This is a genomic window from Thalassospira sp. CH_XMU1420-2, assembly GCF_037029325.1.
GTDB lineage: Bacteria > Pseudomonadota > Alphaproteobacteria > Rhodospirillales > Thalassospiraceae > Thalassospira > Thalassospira povalilytica.
In genome coordinates this window covers 457,411-479,917 of record NZ_JAYMEG010000002.1, presented here as the reverse complement: position 1 = coordinate 479,917, position 22,507 = coordinate 457,411, and the positions used below count along the sequence as shown (strand labels likewise).

Here is a 22,507-nt window from a genome sequence, read left to right as displayed (position 1 = left end):
ATCTTTGGAGTGCCGGCTTAGCCGAAGAACCAGCTTTGCGGGTTGTCAATCGGACGCCCGTTAAGGGCACGCAAAAGCCCGATCACATTGCGCCCGATGAACCAGGCAGTGGTATAAAGCCCCATCAAGCCGACAATCGCCCAGCCCAGAAGCGGAACCCAGCCAATCACAAAGGTAAAGAAGCCCAGAATGATGGCATAAAGGATGCTGATCCAGAATGTGCGGATCACGAATGTGTAATGGCTGTTGGTCCAGTGATTGTCATCTTCGCGCGCGATATAGGACACGATCAGCGCAATCAGCCCAGTGGCAAAGGCCGTAAACAGGGTTGCGATCATAAGCCCGTAACAGACAAGGGCGGTATTGCCGCCACGCTCGTCCGCATAATGCGGTGCATTGTCAAAAGACGCGTCCTGACCGTGAATATGGTCGTTCATCGAGTTTTTCCTTTATTCATCGCAATCCCCATCGCGTCTTGCCCATCATATAGCGCGAAAGTTTAAAAATGCTATCTCGGGTTGGTTAATCTGATCATCCTTTTTGATCTTCACGGCCCTTCACACGAAATTTACGGCCACTTTGCTTGGTTTTGCCTCGACTTTGGGAATTATCGCCCTACATTTGGCGCCATGTTGTCAATTGACCGAAAATAGGGATTTCCGCATGTCGGACTATGATTTTGATCTGTTTGTAATCGGTGCCGGATCGGGTGGCGTGCGCGCAGCCCGCGTGGCATCGGGATATGGTGCAAAGGTCGCCATCGCCGAGGAAAGCCAGGTCGGTGGTACTTGTGTCATCCGGGGATGTGTGCCCAAAAAGCTGCTGGTGTATGGCGCACATTTCGCCGAGGATTTCGAAGACGCATCTGCTTATGGGTGGACCCTTCCGGGGGAGCCGACCTTCAGCTGGAAAACGCTGATCGCCAACAAGGATGCCGAAATTGACCGTCTGAACGGCATCTATAAAAAGCTTCTGGCTGGCTCGAATGTCGAACTGTTTGAACATCGCGCCACCTTCAAGGATGCCCACACCGTCATCGTTGGCGACCGCGAAGTCACGGCCGAACGTATCCTGATTGCCGTTGGTGGCCATCCGACCAAGCCCGACATTCCGGGGGCGGAGCATGCCATCACCTCGAACGAGGCATTCTATCTTGACGAGCTGCCCAAACGCGTTGTCGTGGTTGGCGGTGGCTATATTGCAGTTGAATTTGCCGGGATCTTTGCCGGTCTTGGATCCCGCGTGACCCAGCTTTATCGCAGCGAACAGATCCTGCGCGGCTTTGATAACGATATCCGCAACCATCTGGCCGAGGAAATCGTTAAAAAGGGCATCGATCTGCGCGTGAATATCAACGTCACCGCGATTGAAAAACAGGCTGATGGCAGCCTGTCACTGACCCTGACCGATGGTTCGACCATGATTGCCGATCAGGTGATGTTTGCCACCGGGCGCGCCCCCAATACGGCGGGCCTTGGTTTGGAAAAAGCCGGTGTTGAAACCGATAAACGCGGTGCTGTCAAAATCAATCAGGGCCTTCAGACCACGACCGAAAACATCTATGCGGTTGGCGATGTGACCGACCGGGTGCAACTGACCCCGGTTGCGATCAAGGAAGGCATGGCCTTTGCCGATACTGTTTATGGCGGCAAGCCTTGGCACATGACCTATCAGGCGATCCCGACCGCCGTTTTCAGTCAGCCGCCGGTTGGCACCGTCGGCCTGTCCGAGGAAGAAGCACGAGCCAAGGGTGGCGAGGTCGTGATTTACAAATCAACCTTCAAACCGATGCGCCACACGCTTTCGGGGCGTGATGAAAAAACGCTGATGAAGCTGATTGTCGATAAAACGACCGATGTCGTTCTTGGGGCCCATATGGTCGGTCCGGATGCGGCCGAGATCATTCAGGGCATCGGCATTGCGGTTCGCATGGGTGCGACCAAGGCCCAGTTCGACCAAACCGTCGCAGTTCATCCGTCCGCGGCCGAGGAATTCGTCACAATGCGGTTCCCGGTTGGCGAATAAAACTGACTGGACAAGCTGAAACTTAAACAGGCGGTGCTGTATGGCACCGCCTGTTTTGTTATCCGCCGGCAAGTCCCGGGAACAGGATCAAAAGTCCGACTGCCAAAATTTGAAGACAAATAAAGGGCAAAAGGGCCTTGAAGATATCGCCAAGTGTGATGTCCGGTGGCGCGACGGATTTAAGGTAAAATGCGGCAGGACCAAACGGCGGTGACAGGAAGCTGACCTGCATGTTCATGGCAAACAGAACGCCGAACCATACCGGGTCAAAGCCAAGCTGTTTCACGATCGGCACAAAGATCGGCATGGTCAGAAGTGCGATACCAACCCAGTCAAGGAACATGCCCAAAATGAACAGGATCAGCATCATGAACAGGATGATCATGGTCGGATCATCGGAAATGCCGGTAATCAGGCCCGAAACAAACTTGATCCCGCCCATCAGGTTGAATACCCCGACAAGGGCCGATGCGCCAATCCCGATCCAGACAATCATGCCACAGGTCGAAAGTGTTTGAATGGCCGCGGCCTTAAGCATCGAAAGCGAGAATTCACGACGCAGGATGGTCGATGCAATCACACCGGCAACACCAACAGCCGATGCCTCGGTGACCGATGCAATCCCCCCGTAAATCGAACCCAGAACACAAATCACCACAAGAATGGGCAGGAACAGGCCCTTGAGCAGACGGACCTTTTCCGCGTGCGGAATTTTTTCGGTCTGGGGCGGCGGGGCGATATTGTTGCCGGTATAGGACCGAAACAGGACATAGGCGACATAAAAGCCCGCCAGCATGAAGCCCGGCACAAAGGCCGATGTAAACAGATCACCAATCGAAACATTGGCGGTCAGGCCATAAATGATCAGAACAATGGACGGGGGCACCATGGTGCCAAGCGACCCACCGGCACAAACCACCCCGATGGCAAGGTTCTTGTCATATCCCTGGCGCAGCATCTGGGGCAGGGCAATCAGGCCAAGCAGAACAATCTCGCCGCCGATAATGCCGCTCATGGCGGCCAGAATGACCGCAACAAAGATCGTCTGAACCGCAACGCCGCCGCGCAGGCGTCCGCCAAATAGGCGCATGGCATCAAACAGATCGCGTGCGACCCCTGACCGGTCAAGGATGGCCGCCATCAGGACGAACATCGGCACCGATACAAATACAAACGACGAAACGAATGAATAAACCCTGCTGGTGATCAGGGGGACGGCCATCGGGCCAAACCAGCCAAGGGTGAAAATCAGGGCAATCAGGAGCGTCACAAACGCCAATGGCATGCCGGTAATCAAAAAAACAAGCAGCATGACGAACATGGCAAGGGTGCCGTATTCAATGCCCAAAGACTGTAAATCAAACATCAAAAGTTATCCTGTCGCGCCGGTCGCATTCAAAATGACGTTCCGGCTGTCGGTGCATCAAATGAAGGTCGGTCTATTCGTTCTGTTCCGAACCGGTGATCGGCGCGCTGCGCATATAATTGATGGCCTGCCAGAAAAACTGGACCATCAACACAATCAGGGTCAGAAGCAGGAAAGCCTTCAATATGCCGGGATAGGGGGCATTAAATGCACTCCCCGTGGTTTCAAAATGAATGTCACCGGCGGGTGTCATCGTTGCACGTTTGACCATCAGCCAGGCCGCCCAGGCAAAGAAGCCCGATGCGATCATGCAGACAATCGAAATGCCGACATCAAGGGCCTTGCGCAGTTTTGGCCCGGCAATGTCATAAAGGATCACGACACGGATATGTTTGTCCCTGGATGCGCAATAAAGCCCGCCAAAAACAAAGCCGACAGCAGACAGAAAAGTGGTTGTTTCATGGGCCCAAAGGGTCGGGCTGTTGAAAACATGGCGCATGAAAATTTCAAAAATCAGAATGCCCATCGCCAGTAAAAAGCCGAATGCAAATACCGGACTGATTTTGTTTACAGCCGATCCAAGCCGTCCGGAAACAGCCGGGAGTGTCTCGGTTCTGTCGTCCGGTTCTATTGGCGGGTCTATAGACGGGGTGGGGGTGTCACGCGTGTTATCAATGGGACTGGTAGCCATACTCAGCATTCCTTGCGATGCAGAGAATACAATCCGGCAACAGGGAGGTTGCACCCCGTTATCGTCTCTTATAACGGGGATTCCGGATTGTATTCAGGTCGTTACCGGTGGCGATGTTTGGGCATCGCCACCGATGATCCAGTTATGATATCGGGCTTAGATCAAACCTTGTGCGGTCAGATATTTAACAAGGGTATCATAAACCCGTTTTGCATCGTCGGAACGTGCTGCGACTTTTTCCCACTGGCTGGTGGCAATCTGACGGAATTTGGCACGTTCTTCTGCCGACCAGTTGTGAATGGTTACGCCACCTTCAGAACGGGCCTTGGCCACGGCTTCCATGTCTTTCATGGCAAGGCGTGCGTCCATGTCCTGTGCCAGATCACGAACAGACATTTCCAGAATGGCCTGGATGTCTTCTGGCATGGAATCCCATTTGGTCTTGTTGATCGATACTTCCAGCATCGGCATGGAATGGAAACCCGGATAGACTGGATGTTTTGCAACATCATGCAGGCCCATTGCCTGGTTGGTCGAGAACACGGTCGCATCGGCCGCATCGATTACTTTTTTATCAAGCGATGTAAAGACCTCGGACTGCGGGATGTTAACCGGTGCGGCACCAGCCGCGGCAAAGACCTGCTGGACCATGCCTTCCGGGGCGCGCATTTTAAGGCCCTTAAGGTCGGCAACACCATCAAGCGGCACCGAGGAGACAAAGGCTTCTAGGCCCGGTGTTACCGCACCAATGAATTGCAGGCCACGGGGGTTCAGCAGGCTGTTCATCAGTTCCTTGCCGCCACCATATTCAACAAAGCGCAGCATTTCAGACGGTGCCGACCATGCACCGACCGGGTTGGCAATCAGGCCGAATGCCGGGTCTTTGCCAGAAAAATAGCTGGTGTCGGTGATGTGGCCGTCAAGGATACCTGCGGCGATGGCGTCCTGGGTTTCGGCATGTTCGACAATCGAGTTAACCGGAAGCATTTCCACTTCGACACGGCCGCCGGTCATGACGCCAACGCGTTTGGCCCATTCCTGTTCCAGTTCGAAGTTGGGAACGCCTGCGGCGTCACTTGATTGCACTTTAAGGGTAAATTCCTGTGCATTAGCGGCAAAGGGCGCTGCTGCAATAAGGGTTGCGATAAAGGTTGCTCCTGCGAGCGATTTGAAAGTCTTGGTCATCGTTCTTCTCCCTGGCATACCGTTTTTCCGGTGATGTTATCTTTGACAAAAGAGGAACTGCCGTTTTCGCAGTTTTTCAGTCTGGTAATGACTGTCGAAACAACAGCATCAATCGGGGCATCGACAAAGACAGTCACACAATTCTCGTCCGGCCCCGGCGGTTCGAGATCTGCAAGCTGACTGTCCAAGAGTGCGGAAGGCATGAAATGTCCGACGCGACGTTCCAGTCTTGATTTGATCACGTCACGGGTGCCGTCCAGAAATACAAATGTGACCGGGTCCAAATTCCGGCCCAGAACATCGCGGTAACTGCGCTTGAGCGCGGAACAGGCAATGAAAATGGTGTTTGCTGTATTGCCCGGGGGGCACTGATCGGCTTTGGCCTGTGCAGCCCGGCTCACAGCTTCAAGCCATGGCCAGCGCATTTCGTCATTCAATGGCTGTCCGCGGCGCATATGTTCGACATTGTTGGCAGGATGATGGTCGTCTGCATCAAGCCACGGGCAATTCGTTTCCGTTGCCACACGGCGGGCGATTTCGGTTTTTCCCGAACCTGAAACCCCCATAACCACGACATATCGCGCCTGTCGATCCATCAAGATATTTCCGCCCGTTTATTGTTTTCAGGGTCGTTTTTAACGTTGTTTCGCCCTGTGATTTGCAATGTTAGCGCTAACATAATGTTAGCGCTAACATCGAGTCAACTGCCTAATTCACAAGGCTCTTGTCCATATTGAAAAGACGTAATAAATCTAATGGCATGAGAAAACGCAAAGGGGCCGGGCGGCCGACCATTGCTGATGTTGCCGACAAGGCAGGGGTCAGCACGATTACAGTTTCACGTGCTTTGCGCGATCCTTCAAAGGTGTCCGATCACCTGCGCAGGAAGATCAACAATGCCGTGAGAAAGCTCAATTATGTGCCGCACAGCCATGCCAGCGCATTGGCCTCGACTCGTTCCAACATTGTTGGTGTGATTGTGCCGTCGCTGACCAACAACGTTTTTGCTGACACGTTGCGCGCCATTTATGACGACCTTGAACAAGGACCGTTTCAGGTCCAGTTGGGGAATTCGCGTTATGTGGCCGCCGATGAGGAACGCCTGATCAGGACCTTCCTTGGGCAGGGGCCATCCGCGATGATTGTTGCGGGCATTGACCAGACCGATACCGCACGTGAACTTTTGCAAAATGCCGGTTGTCCGGTCGTGCAGGTCATGGATATCGGCGATGACCCGATTGATATGATGGTCGGCTTTTCTCATTTTGAAGGCGGGCGTGCGGCGGGTCGTCATCTGGTGCAAAAGGGCTATAAGCGGATCGGGTTCCTTGGCGCACGTATGGACCCGAGGTCCCATCGCCGGCTTGAAGGTTTCAAGGATGCCCTGCAATCAGGCGGGCGTTATGACCCGGATCTGATCATGACCACCACGGTTTCATCCAGTGTGTCGCTTGGTGCGGAACTGATTGGTCAGTTGTTGGCGCGCCGTTCCGATCTTGATGCCGTGTTCTGCAACAATGATGACATGGCACTTGGCGCCTTGTTTGGCTGTCAGAAGGCCGGTATTTCCGTGCCTGATGACATGGGCATCATCGGGTTTAACGACCTTGAAATGATGGCGGCAAGTCACCCGTCCCTGACCTCGATCCGAACCGACCGCTATGCCATTGGTAAACGTGCGGTCGAAATGATCAAGGCCGAACTTGACGGCGAAGTACCCGAACAAAAGATCGTTGATCTCGGGTTTGAGCTTCAGCAACGCGAAAGCACGTCACGCCAGAAGTAACGAGGCCTGATTTGTCACGGGCCTAATCGGCATCGGGTAGCGGGAAACGTTGGGCAAGGTCGCCAAGCATCTCGCGCGGCCCGGCAATTTTGATGCGCGTGCCTTGGGTGTCAAACTGCCGATCAAGGATGGTGATGCCATCCTGCGCGCAGGCCTGTTCAAGTGTGCCGGCATCGGAAAATCCGGCAAACAGATCAGCCTCGCCCTGCGGGATATAGTCAATGATTTCCGCAACGTCACAAACCGCATTGGCCGCCCCGCTATAGGCGCGAACCAGCCCGCCGGTACCCAGTTTTGTGCCGCCGAAATAGCGGGTAACGATCACCGCCACATTGATCAGATCACGCCCCTGAAGAACCTTGAGGCACGGGATGCCTGATGTGCCCGACGGTTCGCCATCATCCTTGCCATGCTCGATCAGCTGGTCTTCCTCATTAAGATAGCGATAGGCATTTACGTGATGGTTGGCCTTGGGATGAAGGGCACGCAACGCTTCAATCCGCCGGGCCAGATCGTCATGAAAAACGAGTTCGGCCAGAAAGCGTGATTTCTTTTCTTCGGTTTCGGCAAAAGCGGGGCGGGCGATGGTTTTCATTGAAGCGTTGATATCAAAATCCCTCAGCGATCGCCAGTCAGGATCGGTTTTGCTATTGGGTAGAGGAGATGAAGCTGACAGTCTGACCGAATTCTTCGAGCAGGACTGCGTTCCAGACGTCATCAATTGCCACAGAATGCTGTTTGCTTGCCGCAGAGAAATCCGGCTTTTCGGGGATCGGGCTGTTCCAGTTCATGGTTTGCGGATCAATGAATTCAAAGACGTGCTGCATTTCGCCATCGACATAGCGATAAAGTGTCGCGCGGGGTTGATAGAATACGCGCGCGTTCGGTTGGCCGATATGTTGTTTGATCTTGCGGTGGCCAATGACGGTGTAGAACAGCTTTCCTTCGATATTAAAGCCCTTCAACATTGCCAGAAAATCCGATGTGCCGCCCTCAATCCGTTCGCCTTCGTGGTAAAACGTCCAGCCGGTATTGGCGATGCTGCGCCCTTTCAGCGCGCGCATACACAGCAGCTCGAAAACGTCATTTTCTTTGGTGGCCTTGGAAAGGTCGCTGACTGACATGATGTTGCGGTTGCTGTCGCAGAACTGCAAGGCCTGTACATGCATGTGCTTCAAGTCGCGCAAAAACGCATCCATCGCCGTGATACTTTGGGCCTGTGCGGTTTGGTGGGCTGCGGTGGCAAGCCAAAGGGTCGCAGCCGCAATGGCGATCGTCAAAATGCGTGTCATCAAATCAGTTTCCGGGCTTTGCGCTGTGCGGGTGTGCTTCGGGATTACTGATCCACTATAAATTCCATGCGATTGATTGCACGCGCTTTTCTGCCACATCCCCCGTGCGGGGGATGTGTGATTGCCTTAGTTGGTCACGAATTTCGCAACAAGGATCACGCCAAAAATGATCAGCATGATCAGAACAACCTTGCGGAAGGTTTCGGCATCCATGCGGTTGCGCACAGCACTGCCAAGTTTCGTTCCGATATAAACCGGAACCAGTCCGGCAAGTGATATCCAGATGGTTTCAAGCGTCATCAAGCCCATCCGGCTCAGGCCAAAGGCCATCACGATGCTTGAAAGGCTGAACGAGATATTGATGGCCTGGATAAAGCGTTTGGGATCCAGGCGCATGGAAAGCAGAAAGGGCAGAACCGGCATCACCTGTGACCCGGTAATGCCATTGACCAGCCCGGTGGAAAAACCGGAAATCGGTGCCAGTCGGCGTGCGATCTTGTCCGAAATCGGCTTGCCATGGCGAAACAGCGTGATCGCCCCGTAATTCATCAGAACCAGCCCCAGAACCGCACCCGCCACAATGCTGTCGACCATTTCAAGGACGGCAAGTCCGATCAGAAGTCCCGGGATGGTCGCCAGAAACATCGGCCAGAACCGGTTGACGGTTTCGCGGAAATGTCCGGCCTGAACCATGATGATTGAATTGCTGACAAGGGACGGGATGATGACAAGCGGCATGCCGGCCTTAAGACCCAGTCCAAGGGCCAGGATCGGCAGGGCCGATGTCGAAAACCCGAGACCCGTTGCGCCCTTTACAAAGGCGGCAACAAAATAGGCACAGGCAATAATGGCAATGGTTTCAATGGGCATGGAGGGTCCGGACAATGGTGTGACGCGTGCGCAGTGTGCCCGCATTTGCCAGGCTGTGCAATTGATCAGCGTCGTTGGTCAGCGGAATTGGGTGGCGTAACTGGTTGGGATAACTCGTCCGGCGATTGCGCATGGGCGGATTCGCACCTAGTTGATTGCTATGACTGTTTGGTCAAGCCCGCCGCCATCCGGATAATCTGGTGGGAATGAGTGGAATTTTGCGTGGTTTTTGGGTGTGTTGGCAAAAAATTGCGGGTTTTTATCGTCCTTAAGTCTAGAAGGGGTGGAAATGCGTGATCAAAACCCGTATCAAGTTTGGCTCGGTTCAATGACCGGACCACAGGGCGGAAATCCGCCGAAAAACCGGATTTGTGTTATAATGGCGGCATGATCAAGAACATGCCGGATTGAGAGGAAGCAAATGAGCAAGAGCTGGAGCATTGATAGCTGGCGCAACCTGCCGATCAAGCAGGTGCCGACTTATCCAGATGCACAGGCCCTCGAGGCCGTAGAGCAAGAGCTCGGCAGCTATCCTCCTTTGGTATTTGCTGGCGAAGCGCGCGCACTTAAAGAAAAGCTTGGTGAAGTCGCAGAAGGCAATGCCTTCCTGCTGCAGGGCGGCGACTGCGCCGAAAGCTTTAAGGAATTCCATCCGAACAACATTCGCGACACCTTCAAGGTCATGTTGCAGATGGCGGTTGTTCTGACCTTTGGTGCGTCCTGCCCGGTGGTCAAGGTCGGCCGTATGGCCGGCCAGTTTGCCAAGCCGCGTTCGGCGGATACCGAAACCATCAATGGCGTCGAACTGCCAAGCTATCGCGGTGACGTGGTTAACGGGATCGAGTTCACCGAAGAAGCCCGCATTCCCGACCCGCAGCGGCAAATTCGCGCCTATAACCAGTCGGCGGCGACGCTTAACCTGCTGCGTGCCTTTGCCCAGGGCGGTTTTGCCGATCTGACCAAAATCCATCGCTGGAACCTGTCATTCGTTGATGGTAGCCCGGCGGCCGAGCGTTACAGCAAGCTGACCACCCAGATTGACGAGGCGGTCGCCTTCATGCAGGCCTGCGGCATTACCGCCGACAGCGCCCCGCAGCTGCGCGAGACCGATTTCTATACCTCGCACGAAGCATTGCTTCTGGGTTATGAGCAGGCCCTGACCCGTCAGGACAGCCTGACCGGCGAATATTATGACTGCTCGGCGCATATGCTGTGGATTGGCGATCGTACCCGTAACCTTGACGGGGCCCATGTTGAATTCATGCGCGGGGTCAAAAACCCGATTGGCATGAAATGCGGCCCGACCATGGATGAAGATGACCTGATCCGACTGATTGATCGTCTGAACCCGCAGAACGAAGCCGGTCGTCTGACCCTGATTGCCCGTATGGGTGCTGACAAGGTTGGTGATCATCTGCCGCGTCTGGTCAAACGTGTTAAGGCCGAAGGCCGCAAGGTCGTCTGGTCGTGCGATCCGATGCATGGCAACACGATCAAGGCCGCGAACGGTTACAAAACCCGTCCGTTTGATTCGATCCTGTCGGAAGTCAAAAACTTCTTTGACGTTCACAAGGCCGAAGGCACTCATGCCGGTGGCGTTCATTTCGAAATGACCGGAACGGACGTGACCGAATGCATCGGTGGCGCACGCGAAGTGACCGAAGACGCGCTTTCGGATCGTTACCACACCCATTGCGATCCGCGCCTTAATGGTGGCCAGGCGCTTGAGCTTGCCTTCCTGATGGCCGAAATGATCAAAAAAGAACGCGACAGCATCCGCGCAGAGCAGCTTGCGGCTTCTGCCTGATCTGATTTCGAATATTTCGACATGCGTGTCGATCAGCAAGGCGCCCGGGAAACCGGGCGCCTTGTTTTATAAGGGGCCCCGATGGCTAATAAGGACCGTGATCGACAGGAAACGAACATCGCAGCCGCATTGCTGCGGACGAATTTCTTGCGATTTTGGTGTGTTCGGGGTGATGATGGTTGGTGATGGAGGCAATTTCACAAAATTGAATCCCGTTTGGGTGCTGAATATCAGTATTTTGTGGGTTAAATTGCGTTACAGGAACGTTTCGTCGTGCAATCAAGGGGCCTGGCTGTAAAAAAACCTCTACCAAACGCCATGAAATATCCTTAAGTATAAAGAAATTCAGGGCAATCCTGCACAAGAACAAAATTCAAGAGGTCGCAACGCGGATGGTGGATGAAGCGGATTTCACCGAATGGCAACAGAAAGTAGAGGGAACAAATATTTCCTCGACCACGCTTTTGGCGACCGATTATCTCAATCATTTCAATGAGATTGTGATGCTTCTCGAAATGGTGCCGGACATGCCTGACATGATCGAGGATTGCAAGGAATGGGCACCGAAAAGCTATCAGGACCATTTCCGCGATAGCACCTTTTCCGACAAGGAACTGGCGATCGAGGCCTATGAACATGTGCCGCCGCGATTCCGTCAACCGTTTGAAGAAACGATCAATCACCTCAATACCATTGTTGCCCACGCGATAACCCAGCTTGAAGCCATCATTGCGGACGGGAACGAGGCATTGTTGCGCGAAACTGCGCATGCCATCACCGTATCGCTGCAAAAATTCATGGATGTCGCCAGTGGTATTATCCACGGTTCGGCCAAAACCATGAGCCAGGATGAAATCGACGCCGCACTTGCGCTTTGAGCGGTCACTTTGGCGTGCAGCTTATCTGGGCGTCAGGCGTCGTTAAATCCGCTTTCCCGGATCCATCGAAAGAAAAAGCCGGGACAGTTTTGCCCCGGCTTTGTGATGATCGGATATGGCAGATGATGCTCAGTCCGTCATGTCTGCCAGTTCCCCGTCCAGACGTTCGATTTCCGATCTGAGCAACGGCAGGACGCCGTTGCGTGCCGTGGCAACGATTTCCCCCATGTTCTTAAGGGCATTGCGTGCCATGCCATTGGCATTTTGCTGCATGAACATGATGGTCATCTGGGCGTCAATGTCGGAATAGAACCGGCGCACACCAGTAATGATTTGCGGATCGACCTCGAAAGTGCGCGGGGAATAGCGCATGGTTTCCCAGACCATATCATCAAGTTTGTGGCGTTCGCGCGGTGCAAGTTGCGGGGCATGCCAGGTCATTGGGCCTTCCGGATATTCGGCAATCCAGGTTTCGACTTTTTCGATATTGTCGACAAATTCCGCTTCGAGCGATCGTTCAAGGTTATAGACATCCGATGTGCTTTGATAACGGTCGAAATCGACGGCAATCTCAAAGCCGGCAAAGCTTGCCAGATACACACCCAGAACGGTTGATGCCAGAATGATGCACTGGGTCAGCCAGAATTCGGTATTGGGCTGACCGCTGACGCTCAGAAAGCGGAACGGGGCGAAAAGTCCACGCATTGTTCAATATCCTGTGTCGGAAAGTTGTTGTTTATTGGAATTCCAAAGACTGGGCCGGAATTTCGTCAAACTTTTTAAGAAAGTTATCAAACCCGGTTTGCAGGTCGATCGTCTCGCCAATCGGAAGTCCCCGTTCACGGGCCATGTCATCAAGCCGGTTTACGCGGTCCATCGGGTGGGGATGTGTCGACAGATAGTCCATGACGCTGTGATCCCCCTGCATGGCGGCCAGTTTTTCAAAGGTCCGCGATACGCCGCCAACATGACCGTATTTCGCCATCAGGATCTTGAGGCTCCAGTCATCGGCATCGAGTTCCTGACTGCGCGAATGATCCCGATCAGCCAGCAATTTCGGCCATCCGGCGACCCATGTTGTCAAAATCGCATCGGTCTGGAACATCATGGCGGACAAGGCGACACCGACAATTTCGCGTCCCAGTCCTTCAAGATGATCGCGGCCGTTATAGTGACCGATTTCATGACCAAGGATCGACAGAAGCTCGTTCTCGCTTTCGACCAGATCAAGCATCCCGCTATTGACCAGAATCAGGCCGCCGGGCAGGGCCGCGGCATTTGGCGTTTCATCAGGAATGATCATGACGTCAAAGTCATAATCGCGTGCCGGACCAAGGGCCTCTTTGGGGACAGAATTGATCAGATCAACCAGATAGTTTTCAAACACATTGCGTTGGGAACCGACGCGATGGCCGTCAATGATTTCCGGTTCAAGTTCAGACCAGATCGCGACTTCATCCTTTACCGAAATGCTGCTTGCCGCCCATTCGATGGCAAAGCCGCTTGCGGTATAAATCCCCCAGCAGATCAAAAGAAATGCCATGCTGGCCGATGCCAGTTCGGTCAACAGATTGCGGTGACTGATATTCACCCCGTCATCGGGCAGGGAGGCCGGTTTGCCACCGGTTGGACGATGATCGGTATAAAGGGCGGTGCCCGATGCGATCATTTCGATCATGCCGCGACTGATTTCGGCCGACTGGAACCGAAGCCCGATGATGTGGCTTGCCCCCTTGGCATTGATGCGCAGGCGCAGGATGGCTTCGCGTTTGGTGCGGATAACGGCGGCCTCGTGGGCGGCAAGACGTCCGCCAACAAAAACGCGCAACCGCGCCAGCAGATTGCGAAAACGGTCTTCGGCAATGACGACCTTGCCGGTCACCATGCGCGATTGCTGTATTGAAACTGTGTCGGGAACTGCATCCCCGGAATCAAGATATTGGTGGGGCAACAATGCTTCGTCGCGCACAAGCGCGCGTTCATGTGCCCTGTCGGCCAGGCGGCCGGTCAAATAGGCGATTCCGATCAGGATGGTCAGTGCAATTCCCGGAAGAAACAGGTCTTCCATGATAAATGCACCTGTTCCTTATTTCAGTCTTACGGCCGTGCCGTACGCAAAAATCTCGGCGGCTTTGTAGGCGACCTGGGATGTAGCGAAATGGACGTCAACGACGGCATCGGCATCCATTTTTTGTGCCTGGGCGACCAGGCGGCTGGTGGCTTCGTGCTGGGCGTCTTCAAGAAGGCGGGTATAGGATCGGACTTCGCCACCGAAAAGGTTTTTGAAAGTCGCAAAAATATCAAACAGGAAGCTGCGGCTGCGCACCGAACTGCCAAAAACGATGCCAAGATTTTCGCTGATCTCCCGACCCGGGATATGGGAAATGGTTACCACCGCCATTTCGGCGGCAGAGGTGGGGCTGTTGGCCATTTTGTTTGCTCGTATCAATTGTTATGTTTTTTGCCGTGTTTTCACGGTCGGGTGAAATAGACCGGGCTGCTTGCAGAATTGCAAGTCATTATCAACATGAAAAAATCATGACAGATGCAGAAACAGACTGCGATCCCAGTCGACTAGCGGGATTTAAGGTGCTGCAATTCTGCCATGCAGGAATGGCAATCTCGTTTGAAACATGGGATATTGCGTATTCCGCAATTGACACCGCGTAAGGCGGCTCCTATTCCAACATCATGACAAATATGCTTGCCATTGCGATTGCCCAGCTTAACCCGATTGTCGGCGATGTTACCGGTAACCGGGACAAGGTTGTGGCTGCCTGGGAATCCGCGGCCGATCGGGGCGCTGATATTGTTTTGTATTCCGAATTGGTGTTGTCGGGTTATCCGCCGGAAGACCTGGTGATGAAGCCTGCTTTCATGCGTCACCTGCATGAAGCCGTCGCCAGCATTTGCGAACAGACAGCCAAACGCGAAAATGGTCCGGCATTGCTGTTGACCACGCCATGGGAAATCGACGGCATTCGTCATAATGCGGTTCTCCTGATTGATCAGGGCAAGATCGTTGATGTCCGGGCCAAGCAGGATCTGCCGAATTATGGCGTGTTTGACGAGAAACGCGTTTTCGCAGCCGGTCCGATGCCCGAACCGGTTTCGTTCAGGGGTGTGAAGCTTGGCGTTCCGATTTGCGAAGATGTCTGGACCCCCAATGTGGTCGGTCATCTTGCCAAAGCCGGGGCCGAGATTTTCCTGGTGCCTAACGGATCACCGTTCGAGGCAGACAAGGGCGATTTGCGCCGCAAACTGATCGAGGACCGCGTTTCGGAATCCGGCGCGCCGATGATCTATTGCAACGAAGTTGGCGGTCAGGACGAGCTGGTCTTTGATGGCGGATCGTTCGGGCTTAATGGCGACGGGTCGCTTGCGGTTGCCCTGCCGGCCTTTGCCGAGGATGTTGTCGTGACCACATGGTCGAGGGACGATAACGGCAAATGGCGTTGCGGCGATGATGCGCCCAAGGCCGATTACCCGGTTGGCCTTGATGCGATTTATCAGACCCTTGTTCTGGGCTTGCGCGATTATGTGAATAAAAACCGGTTCCCCGGTGTCGTGATCGGTATGTCGGGCGGCATTGACAGCGCGCTTTCGGCCGCGGTTGCGGTTGATGCGCTGGGGTCGGATCGGGTGCGTCTGGTGATGATGCCGTCGCCCTATACGTCGCGCGAAAGCCTGGAAGACGCGGAAATTTGTGCGGGGATGCTGAAAACCGGGATTGAAAGCATCAATATCGGTCCGGCCATGGCCGCGTTCGAACAGATGCTGGCCCCGGCCTTTGACGGGCGTGACGCCGACATCACCGAAGAAAACATTCAGGCCCGTTCGCGCGGGATCATCCTGATGGGGATTTCAAACAAGTTTGGCCACATGGTGCTGACCACCGGCAACAAGTCGGAAATGTCGGTCGGCTATGCCACGCTTTATGGCGACATGTGTGGTGGCTATTCGGTTCTGAAAGACCTTTATAAAACCACGGTGTTTGCCCTGTGCCACTGGCGCAACGAACACAAACCGGCCGGGGCACTAGGCCCGGATGGCATGGTGATCCCCGAACGGATCATTACCAAACCGCCATCCGCCGAACTGCGCCCGGATCAGAAAGACGAAGATAGTCTGCCGCCTTATGATGTTCTTGATGATATTCTTCATCAGATGATTGAAGGCGAGCGGTCAGTACGCGATATCGTGGATAGTGGTCACGACGAGGCCACAGTACGCCGGGTCTGGCGGTTGCTGGATCGGGCGGAATATAAGCGCCGTCAGGCACCGCCGGGGGTCAAGATCACCCCGCGCGCCTTTGGCCGTGACCGTCGCTATCCGATCACCAATGGCTTCACGAACCTTGTTACGTGATTCAAGTGAACTGAAAAGTTAGATATGACAAAACCTGTCCTTCGATTTGCTCCCAGCCCGACCGGGCTTCTCCATGTTGGTAATGCCCGCGTTGCCATGATGAACTGGCTTTATGCCCGTAAATCGGGTGGCCAATTCATTCTGCGCTTTGACGATACCGATCCGGAGCGTTCCAAGGATGAATATGTTGATGCCATCCGTGAAGATCTGGAGTGGCTTGGCATTGACTGGGACCGTGAAGAACGCCAGTCGCTTCGTCAGGACAAATATGATGCGGCAATCGCCGACCTGAAAAAGCGTGAATTGCTTTATCCGTGCTATGAAACCGAAGGTGAGCTGAACTGGAAACGCAAGGCCGCCCGCCAGCGTCACCAGCCTTTCATCTATGACCGCAAGGCGCTGACCCTGTCGGCTGACGAGATCAAGGCACTCGAAGCCGAAGGCCGCAAGCCGCACTGGCGTTTCCTTCTGACTGACGGCATGGTCGAATGGGATGATCTGACGCGCGGGATTTGCTCGTTTGACACCGAACATGTGTCTGATCCGGTCTTGATCCGCGAAGACGGATCGCTGCTTTATATGCTGGGTTCGGTGGTGGATGACCTTGAAATGGGGGTTACCCACATCATTCGCGGCGAAGATCACGTGACCAACACCGTGTCGCAGATTTTGCTGTATCTTGCCCTTGGCGGTAAGCCGGGTGCGCTTGAATTTGCCCATATGCCGCTTTTGGCGGGGCCGGGTGGGTCGCAGCTTTCCAAACGTCTGGGCAGTCTGTCACTGCGTGAATTGCGCAATGACGGGTTCGAGGTCGAAGCCCTTGTCGGTCTTCTGACCGGTCTTGGGGCGTCTGACAAAATCGAACCGGCAAGCCTGACCCAGGTTCTTGATAAGTTCGATCTGGATCATTACGGCCGTTCAACGCCGAAATTCGATCCGGCCGAACTGGCCAGCCTGAACGAAAAAGTCATCCATGACATGCCGTTTGAAACCGCGCAGCCGAAACTGGTTGCTGCGGGCATGAATGATGCCAACGAGATGTTCTGGAATGCGGTGCGCGGCAATTGCTGGCGCGTGGCCGAGGCCCTGGAATGGTGGGATGTTATTCATCAGACCGTGATCCCGGAAATCGATACCGAGGATGCCGAGTTCGTCAAGCAGGCGGCCGATATGCTGCCTGAAGGTGAGCTTGACGCAACCAGCTGGAAAACCTGGACCGGGGCGCTCAAGGAGGCGACGGGTCGCAAGGGCAAACAGCTTTTCATGCCGCTTCGCAAGGCGTTGACCGCGCGCGAACATGGCCCGGAAATGTCGGCGATGCTGGTTCTGATCGGTTCTGAAAAGGCGCGTGCGCGGTTGTGTGGGAAGGCGGTCTGAGCATCTGCTTTGATCGCCGGAAATGCCCGCATTCAATCGCCAATACAGCCAAACGGACAATTTTGACATGACCAAGACCCTTCGTATCTATGACACGCTGACCCGCGAAAAGCAGGTGTTCGAGCCGATCGATCCCGATCACGTGCGCCTTTATGTCTGTGGCCCGACCGTTTACGACTATGCCCATGTCGGCAATGCGCGCCCGGTGGTGGTGTTTGATACGCTGGTGCGCGTTCTGCGCCATATCTATCCCAAGGTAACCTATGTCCGGAACGTCACCGACGTTGACGACAAGATCAATGCCCGTGCAAAGGAAAGCGGTGAGCCGATTTCCGAAATCACCAAACGCACGCATCAGGCTTATCTTGATGATATGGGCGCGCTTAATGCCGCCAAGCCCGATATCGAACCGCGTGCGACCGAACATATCGCCGAAATGATCGCCATGTGCGAAAGCCTGATCGAGCAGGGCTTTGCCTATGCCGCCGAAGGCCACGTTCTGTTTTCGGTCAGCAAGTTTGACGAATATGGCAAATTGTCACGCCGTGATCGCAAGGAAATGATCGCCGGTGCCCGCGTTGAAGTCGCCCCCTACAAACAGGACCCGGCGGACTTTGTTCTGTGGAAACCGTCCGAAGATGACATTCCGGGATGGGACAGCCCGTGGGGCCGTGGTCGTCCGGGCTGGCATATTGAATGCTCGGCCATGTCGACCCGTTATCTGGGCGAGAATTTCGACATTCATGGCGGCGGTTCGGATCTGGTGTTTCCGCACCATGAAAACGAACTGGCGCAAAGCTGCTGCGCGAACAAGGGTTCGAGCTATGCCAAATACTGGATGCATAACGGCCATCTGATGGTCGAAGGTGAAAAGATGTCCAAGTCGCTTGGCAACTTTGTCACCGTGCATGAGCTTCTGGAAAAATGGCCGGGCGAAGCCATCCGCCTGGCGATGATGGGCACCCATTATCATCAGCCGATCAACTGGACGGAAGATAACCTGCGCCAGGCCAAAGAGGCACTTGATCGTTTCTATACCGCCCTTCGCCAGGGTTCTGACGTGACCACGGAAAATGTGCCGGTGCCGCGTGCGGTTCTTGATGCGCTGTGTGATGATCTGAATACGCCGCTTGCGATTGCCGAGTTCCATAACCTTGTGACCCGTTTCAACAAGGCGGAAACCAAGTATGAACGCGCCGAGGCCAAGGGCGAAATCCTGGCTGCGGCCAAGTTGCTTGGTATTCTGGAAGGCGATCCGGAAGTCTGGTTTACCGGGTCAGCTGATGCGGATGAGGCCGCCGAGATCGAAGGCCTGATTGCCCAGCGTGCGGACGCCAAGAAGAACAAGGATTTCGCAACTGCTGACAAGATCCGTGATGATCTTCTGGCGCGCGGCATCATCCTTGAAGACTTCAAGGATGGTACAAGCTGGAAGCGCGTATAAGGCATATCCGAGCTTTAAATCACAAAAGGCCGCAAGCAATATGCTTGCGGCCTTTTTGTTTGGGCGGGCAACAGTCGGGCAATAAATACCAAAGGTTGCGCATGGGCAGATTTCTGCCCAATTCATGTTGGATCATGGTTCGGAACGGATTGGACCCAACAGGAAGGCAACGTCTTTCATGTCTGAAATTGACCGTCGCAGTTTTATGCAAGGGGCCGGTGCGCTTGGCCTGTCGGCCTCTTTGGGGGCCTTGATGCCCGGTGTGGCGCAAGGCGCCCTGCGCAAGGATGTTCCCGACATTATCCGCAAACAGGTACCGTCCACCGGCGAAGCAATTCCGGCGGTCGGACTTGGCAGCTGGATCACGTTCAATGTCGGCAATGACATGGCCCTGCGTGACCAGTGCGCGGATGTGGTATCGGCGTTTTTCAATGCCGGCGGGCGGATGATCGACAGTTCGCCTATGTATGGATCGGCCCAGGAGGTTATCGGTTATTGTCTTGATAAACTGGGTGCCCATGACCGGGTGTTTTCAACCGACAAGGTCTGGACGTCCGGGGACGGGCTTGATCAGATTTCCGAAACACGCAAACGCTGGAACACCCGAAAATTTGACCTTTTGCAGGTCCATAATCTTTTGGGCATCAATGACAATCTGCCGCTTCTTTTCCGTCTGAAGAATGAAGGGCAGTTGCGCTATGTCGGGGTGACGACATCCCACGGGCGGCGGACCGAAGACCTGATTGCGGTGATGAAAAATGAACGGCTTGATTTCGTTCAGGTGACGTACAACCCGGTCGACCGCAAGGTCGAGGAATATTTGCTGCCGCTGGCCTATGACCGGGGCATTGCCGTAATCGTCAATCGTCCGTTTCGCGGTGGCAGTCTTCTTGATCAGCTGGAAGGTGAACCTTTGCCGGAATTCGCCGCCGAGCTTGAAGTGGAAAGCTGGGCGCAGCTGATTTTGAAATATCTGATTGCCCATCCGTCCGTGACCTGTCCGATCCCGGCTACGACCAACCCGGCCCATGCGGCGGAAAACATGCGCGCAGCGACCGGACGTTTGCCCGATGACAAGATGCGCGAACAGATCGCAGCGGTTATCGGCGTTCTGATCTAGGAAACAGGATATGGGAAAGCTGGCATGACCGAATGGTGGGATTACGGACTGGCGGATTTTCTGCTGTTTTCGCCGCGTGTTTATTACCGTTTGTTTGAAACCATGAACAGCGTGTGGTGGATGGCAGTACTTGCGGCCTTTGTTGCCGGTCTGGTGGCGGCTGGCATGGCGATGCGCCATGGCCATCGCGGCAACCGGGTGATCCTTGTTTTGTTGTCGCTGATCTGGGCTTGGGCCAGCTATGGCTTTGTCTGGCAATATTATCAGCCGATCAACTGGGCGGTGGCCTATATCCTGCCGGGCTTTGTGATCGAGGTCCTGTTGCTTTTGGTTTTTGCCGCCCGTCCGTTGCCGTTGCGGTTTGGCTGGCGCGGGGATCTGACATCTTATGTCGGGGCTGCGATCATGGTTGTGGCAATCGTGATCTATCCGTTTGTCGGGCTGCTTGAAGGACGTGATCTGATACAGGCGGAACTGTTTGGCAGTGCAGCTGATCCGACCGCACTGGGCACATTGGGGTTTGTTCTGATGGCGCGCGGCACGTGGCGCTGGTTGCTGTTGCCGGTGCCGCTGATCTGGTGTGCCTTTGCCGCGGCAACACTTTGGGTGATGGATCAGCAGATTGCCTATGTCATGCTGATTGCTGTTTGGCTGACGATCTTTTCGGGCTGGCTTGATCTTAAAAACGGGGTGACGACCCGTCGGCTGACCAAGGCCGAACTGGCCGATCCCCCGCCAATCAGCGATTGACCAGCAGCCGCAATCCAACCACGGCAAAAAACACGCCAAGCACCCCGTTGATCCAGTTGGCTGCCCGGCGATAGATCGATATGGCCGGGGCTGTCGAAAAGGCGGTGGCATAAAGCAAATGGATGCTGGTCGAAATCATGCCGCACCCGATCACGATGACTGCGCCAACCCATAAGGGTGCGCCCTGGTGAAAGCCGATCGAAATGATCGCAATCCAGGTCAGGATGGCTTTGGGGTTGGTCAGATGAAGCGCAAGCCCGCGGAAATAATATCCGCGTTCGGAAATCTGGCGTGGTGACCTGTCATCGGTCGCGTTGCCTGTCCCTTGTGGATCGGCAGGTGCGGCCTTACGAAAGGCGGTGCGAAACGCCCGATAGGACATCCACAGCAAATACAGGCCACCAAAAATGCGGATGGCGGTCATGGCATCGGCATAGGCGGCAAGAACCGCCGACAACCCGGTCAGGGTCAAAAGCCCGATGGAAAACGACCCGGTTCCAATGCCCAGCGCAAAACGCTGTCCGGCGAAGCGTCCCTGTTCAAGCGATACCCCCATCAGGCCCAAAAGAGCAGGGCCGGGGCTGATCAATCCGACCAGAAGGGCGGCATAGGATAGCAATATTCCGGGCAAATACAGCCCGATCTCGGCAAGTGACGGCATGGGGCAGGTTCCTTTGCTGGTGGCAAAAGAACCTTAAGCCAAGACTTTGATGCTGTCGATCGAAACGAAAAGCCCCGACGCAGATGGTCGGGGCTTTAGTTAGTCGATCACTTATACAGAAAAAGGTCCGTCAGGCTTCGCTTTTGGCTTCTGCGAGGATTTCATCCCCCTGACGGGCGATTTCGGAAAGGGCCTGTTCAAAGACTTCGGGCGGGTGACCGCCGGAAATGGCGAATTTGCCATTGACGACATAGGTCGGGACCGAGCTGATGCCTGCTTCGCCAAACTCGTCTTCTTCGGCGCGGACTTCCTTGGCGAATTCGTCGCTGGCAAGGATTTCTGCGGCACGGTCCGGCGAAAGCCCGACTTCCTCGACCGCGCGTTTGAGAACACCGTGATCAGCCATATTGTCGCCACCCTGGAAATAGGCGGCAAACAGGTTGAGTTTAAGGGCGGTCTGCTGCCCGTACTCGCCTTCCTTGCCCGCCCAATAGAGCAGGCGGTGGGCATCAAAGGTGTTATAGATGCGGCTGTCCGAGCTGAAATGGATCGGGAAGCCGACATTTTCACCCATCATGGTGATGCGCGCACGGTTGTCCGCACTCTGATCGGCGGTCAGACCGTATTTTTCCTTGATATGCTCTGCGAGGTCCTGGCCTTCTGGCGGCATGTCACGGTTCAGTTCGAACGGATGCCAGCGCAGTTTGACGTCGATCTCGCCATCAAGACGGCTGATGGCATCTTCAAGGTTTTTATACCCGATAATGCACCAGGGGCAGACAACGTCAGAAACGATGTCGATCTGCATGGGAATGGCGTTCGTCATTGGTAAGCCTTGCGTTTATTCGTGTGATCCTGCCCATCACATAATGCAACCGCCTTCAAAC

At 54.7% G+C, this 22,507-nt stretch carries 22 protein-coding genes; 9 read left to right on the top strand and 13 right to left on the bottom strand.

Annotated features, from left to right (window positions below):
• Nucleotides 1-17 precede the first annotated feature (17 nt).
• A complete protein-coding gene (locus tag WA429_RS07005; protein WP_101248127.1) occupies nucleotides 18-437 on the bottom strand; it encodes a DUF4870 family protein in 420 nt (139 codons plus the stop codon).
• 226 nt (nucleotides 438-663) lie between these two features.
• On the opposite strand from WA429_RS07005, the gene gor reads away from it, so the two are divergent.
• Nucleotides 664-2,025, top strand: a complete 1,362-nt coding sequence (gene gor / locus WA429_RS07000; RefSeq protein ID WP_250284759.1) for a glutathione-disulfide reductase — start codon at nucleotides 664-666, stop codon at nucleotides 2,023-2,025.
• A gap of 58 nt (nucleotides 2,026-2,083) precedes the next feature.
• Here gor and WA429_RS06995 read toward each other — a convergent pair whose 3' ends face one another.
• The 4 genes from WA429_RS06995 to WA429_RS06980 all read right to left on the bottom strand — a co-directional run bounded on the left by WA429_RS06995 (nucleotide 2,084) and on the right by WA429_RS06980 (nucleotide 5,863).
• Nucleotides 2,084-3,391, bottom strand: a complete 1,308-nt coding sequence (locus WA429_RS06995; protein ID WP_287466589.1) for a TRAP transporter large permease — start codon at nucleotides 3,389-3,391, stop codon at nucleotides 2,084-2,086.
• Between the two features lie 73 nt (nucleotides 3,392-3,464).
• Nucleotides 3,465-4,082 carry a TRAP transporter small permease subunit gene (locus WA429_RS06990; protein WP_250284755.1) on the bottom strand — a complete coding sequence of 206 codons (618 nt, stop codon included), beginning with the start codon at nucleotides 4,080-4,082 and terminating at the stop codon, nucleotides 3,465-3,467.
• A 156-nt stretch (nucleotides 4,083-4,238) separates the two neighbouring features.
• Complete coding sequence (locus WA429_RS06985) at nucleotides 4,239-5,267, bottom strand: TRAP transporter substrate-binding protein (RefSeq protein WP_250284753.1); 1,029 nt, start codon at nucleotides 5,265-5,267, stop codon at nucleotides 4,239-4,241.
• Nucleotides 5,264-5,863 (bottom strand): gluconokinase, encoded by a 600-nt coding sequence (locus WA429_RS06980; RefSeq protein ID WP_287466590.1) that lies wholly within the window; start codon nucleotides 5,861-5,863, stop codon nucleotides 5,264-5,266. Before WA429_RS06980 ends, WA429_RS06985 begins: the two co-directional genes overlap by 4 nt.
• Nucleotides 5,864-6,027: 164 nt before the next feature.
• On the opposite strand from WA429_RS06980, the gene WA429_RS06975 reads away from it, so the two are divergent.
• Entirely contained in the window at nucleotides 6,028-7,053 is a 1,026-nt protein-coding gene (locus WA429_RS06975; RefSeq protein ID WP_250284749.1) for a LacI family DNA-binding transcriptional regulator, read from the top strand.
• A 22-nt stretch (nucleotides 7,054-7,075) separates the two neighbouring features.
• Here WA429_RS06975 and WA429_RS06970 read toward each other — a convergent pair whose 3' ends face one another.
• From WA429_RS06970 to WA429_RS06960, 3 genes are all read right to left on the bottom strand, one after another.
• A complete protein-coding gene (locus WA429_RS06970) occupies nucleotides 7,076-7,648 on the bottom strand; it encodes an IMPACT family protein (RefSeq protein ID WP_287466591.1) in 573 nt (190 codons plus the stop codon).
• Between the two features lie 52 nt (nucleotides 7,649-7,700).
• Nucleotides 7,701-8,345, bottom strand: coding sequence for a hypothetical protein (locus WA429_RS06965; protein ID WP_287466592.1), 645 nt, complete (start codon nucleotides 8,343-8,345; stop codon nucleotides 7,701-7,703).
• A 126-nt stretch (nucleotides 8,346-8,471) separates the two neighbouring features.
• On the bottom strand, nucleotides 8,472-9,215 hold the full coding sequence (locus tag WA429_RS06960; RefSeq protein ID WP_206928044.1) for a sulfite exporter TauE/SafE family protein: 744 nt from the start codon (nucleotides 9,213-9,215) through the stop codon (nucleotides 8,472-8,474).
• Between the two features lie 421 nt (nucleotides 9,216-9,636).
• On the opposite strand from WA429_RS06960, the gene WA429_RS06955 reads away from it, so the two are divergent.
• Both WA429_RS06955 and WA429_RS06950 read left to right on the top strand, forming a co-directional pair.
• Nucleotides 9,637-11,022: a class II 3-deoxy-7-phosphoheptulonate synthase gene (locus tag WA429_RS06955; RefSeq protein ID WP_068517216.1), complete on the top strand. Its 1,386-nt coding sequence runs from the start codon at nucleotides 9,637-9,639 to the stop codon at nucleotides 11,020-11,022.
• Between the two features lie 392 nt (nucleotides 11,023-11,414).
• Entirely contained in the window at nucleotides 11,415-11,900 is a 486-nt protein-coding gene (locus WA429_RS06950; protein ID WP_068517214.1) for a hypothetical protein, read from the top strand.
• 129 nt (nucleotides 11,901-12,029) lie between these two features.
• Here the strand turns inward: WA429_RS06950 and WA429_RS06945 are convergent, their stop codons facing one another.
• From WA429_RS06945 to WA429_RS06935, 3 genes are read right to left on the bottom strand one after another with little or no spacing between them, the layout of a single operon-like run.
• On the bottom strand, nucleotides 12,030-12,605 hold the full coding sequence (locus WA429_RS06945) for a hypothetical protein (RefSeq protein ID WP_068517213.1): 576 nt from the start codon (nucleotides 12,603-12,605) through the stop codon (nucleotides 12,030-12,032).
• Nucleotides 12,606-12,636: 31 nt separating this feature from the next.
• Entirely contained in the window at nucleotides 12,637-13,968 is a 1,332-nt protein-coding gene (locus tag WA429_RS06940; RefSeq protein ID WP_287466593.1) for a M48 family metallopeptidase, read from the bottom strand.
• Between the two features lie 18 nt (nucleotides 13,969-13,986).
• On the bottom strand, nucleotides 13,987-14,331 hold the full coding sequence (locus tag WA429_RS06935; protein WP_082817668.1) for a YbjQ family protein: 345 nt from the start codon (nucleotides 14,329-14,331) through the stop codon (nucleotides 13,987-13,989).
• A gap of 260 nt (nucleotides 14,332-14,591) precedes the next feature.
• Here WA429_RS06935 and WA429_RS06930 point away from each other — a divergent pair, with 260 nt between their 5' ends.
• From WA429_RS06930 to WA429_RS06910, 5 genes are all read left to right on the top strand, one after another.
• A complete protein-coding gene (locus WA429_RS06930) occupies nucleotides 14,592-16,268 on the top strand; it encodes an NAD+ synthase (protein ID WP_287466594.1) in 1,677 nt (558 codons plus the stop codon).
• A 24-nt stretch (nucleotides 16,269-16,292) separates the two neighbouring features.
• Nucleotides 16,293-17,645, top strand: coding sequence for a glutamate--tRNA ligase (gltX, locus tag WA429_RS06925; protein WP_206928041.1), 1,353 nt, complete (start codon nucleotides 16,293-16,295; stop codon nucleotides 17,643-17,645).
• A 67-nt stretch (nucleotides 17,646-17,712) separates the two neighbouring features.
• A complete protein-coding gene (gene cysS / locus WA429_RS06920; protein WP_287466595.1) occupies nucleotides 17,713-19,089 on the top strand; it encodes a cysteine--tRNA ligase in 1,377 nt (458 codons plus the stop codon).
• A 178-nt stretch (nucleotides 19,090-19,267) separates the two neighbouring features.
• A complete protein-coding gene (locus WA429_RS06915; protein WP_287466596.1) occupies nucleotides 19,268-20,209 on the top strand; it encodes an aldo/keto reductase in 942 nt (313 codons plus the stop codon).
• Nucleotides 20,210-20,233: 24 nt separating this feature from the next.
• Complete coding sequence (locus WA429_RS06910) at nucleotides 20,234-20,959, top strand: DUF6064 family protein (RefSeq protein WP_101248111.1); 726 nt, start codon at nucleotides 20,234-20,236, stop codon at nucleotides 20,957-20,959.
• On the opposite strand, the gene WA429_RS06905 is transcribed toward WA429_RS06910, so the two are convergent.
• Both WA429_RS06905 and WA429_RS06900 read right to left on the bottom strand, forming a co-directional pair.
• Nucleotides 20,949-21,620 carry a LysE family translocator gene (locus WA429_RS06905; protein WP_287466597.1) on the bottom strand — a complete coding sequence of 224 codons (672 nt, stop codon included), beginning with the start codon at nucleotides 21,618-21,620 and terminating at the stop codon, nucleotides 20,949-20,951. The genes WA429_RS06910 and WA429_RS06905 overlap by 11 nt on opposite strands.
• A gap of 130 nt (nucleotides 21,621-21,750) precedes the next feature.
• Complete coding sequence (locus WA429_RS06900; protein ID WP_287466598.1) at nucleotides 21,751-22,446, bottom strand: DsbA family oxidoreductase; 696 nt, start codon at nucleotides 22,444-22,446, stop codon at nucleotides 21,751-21,753.
• Between the last annotated feature and the right edge of the window lie 61 nt (nucleotides 22,447-22,507).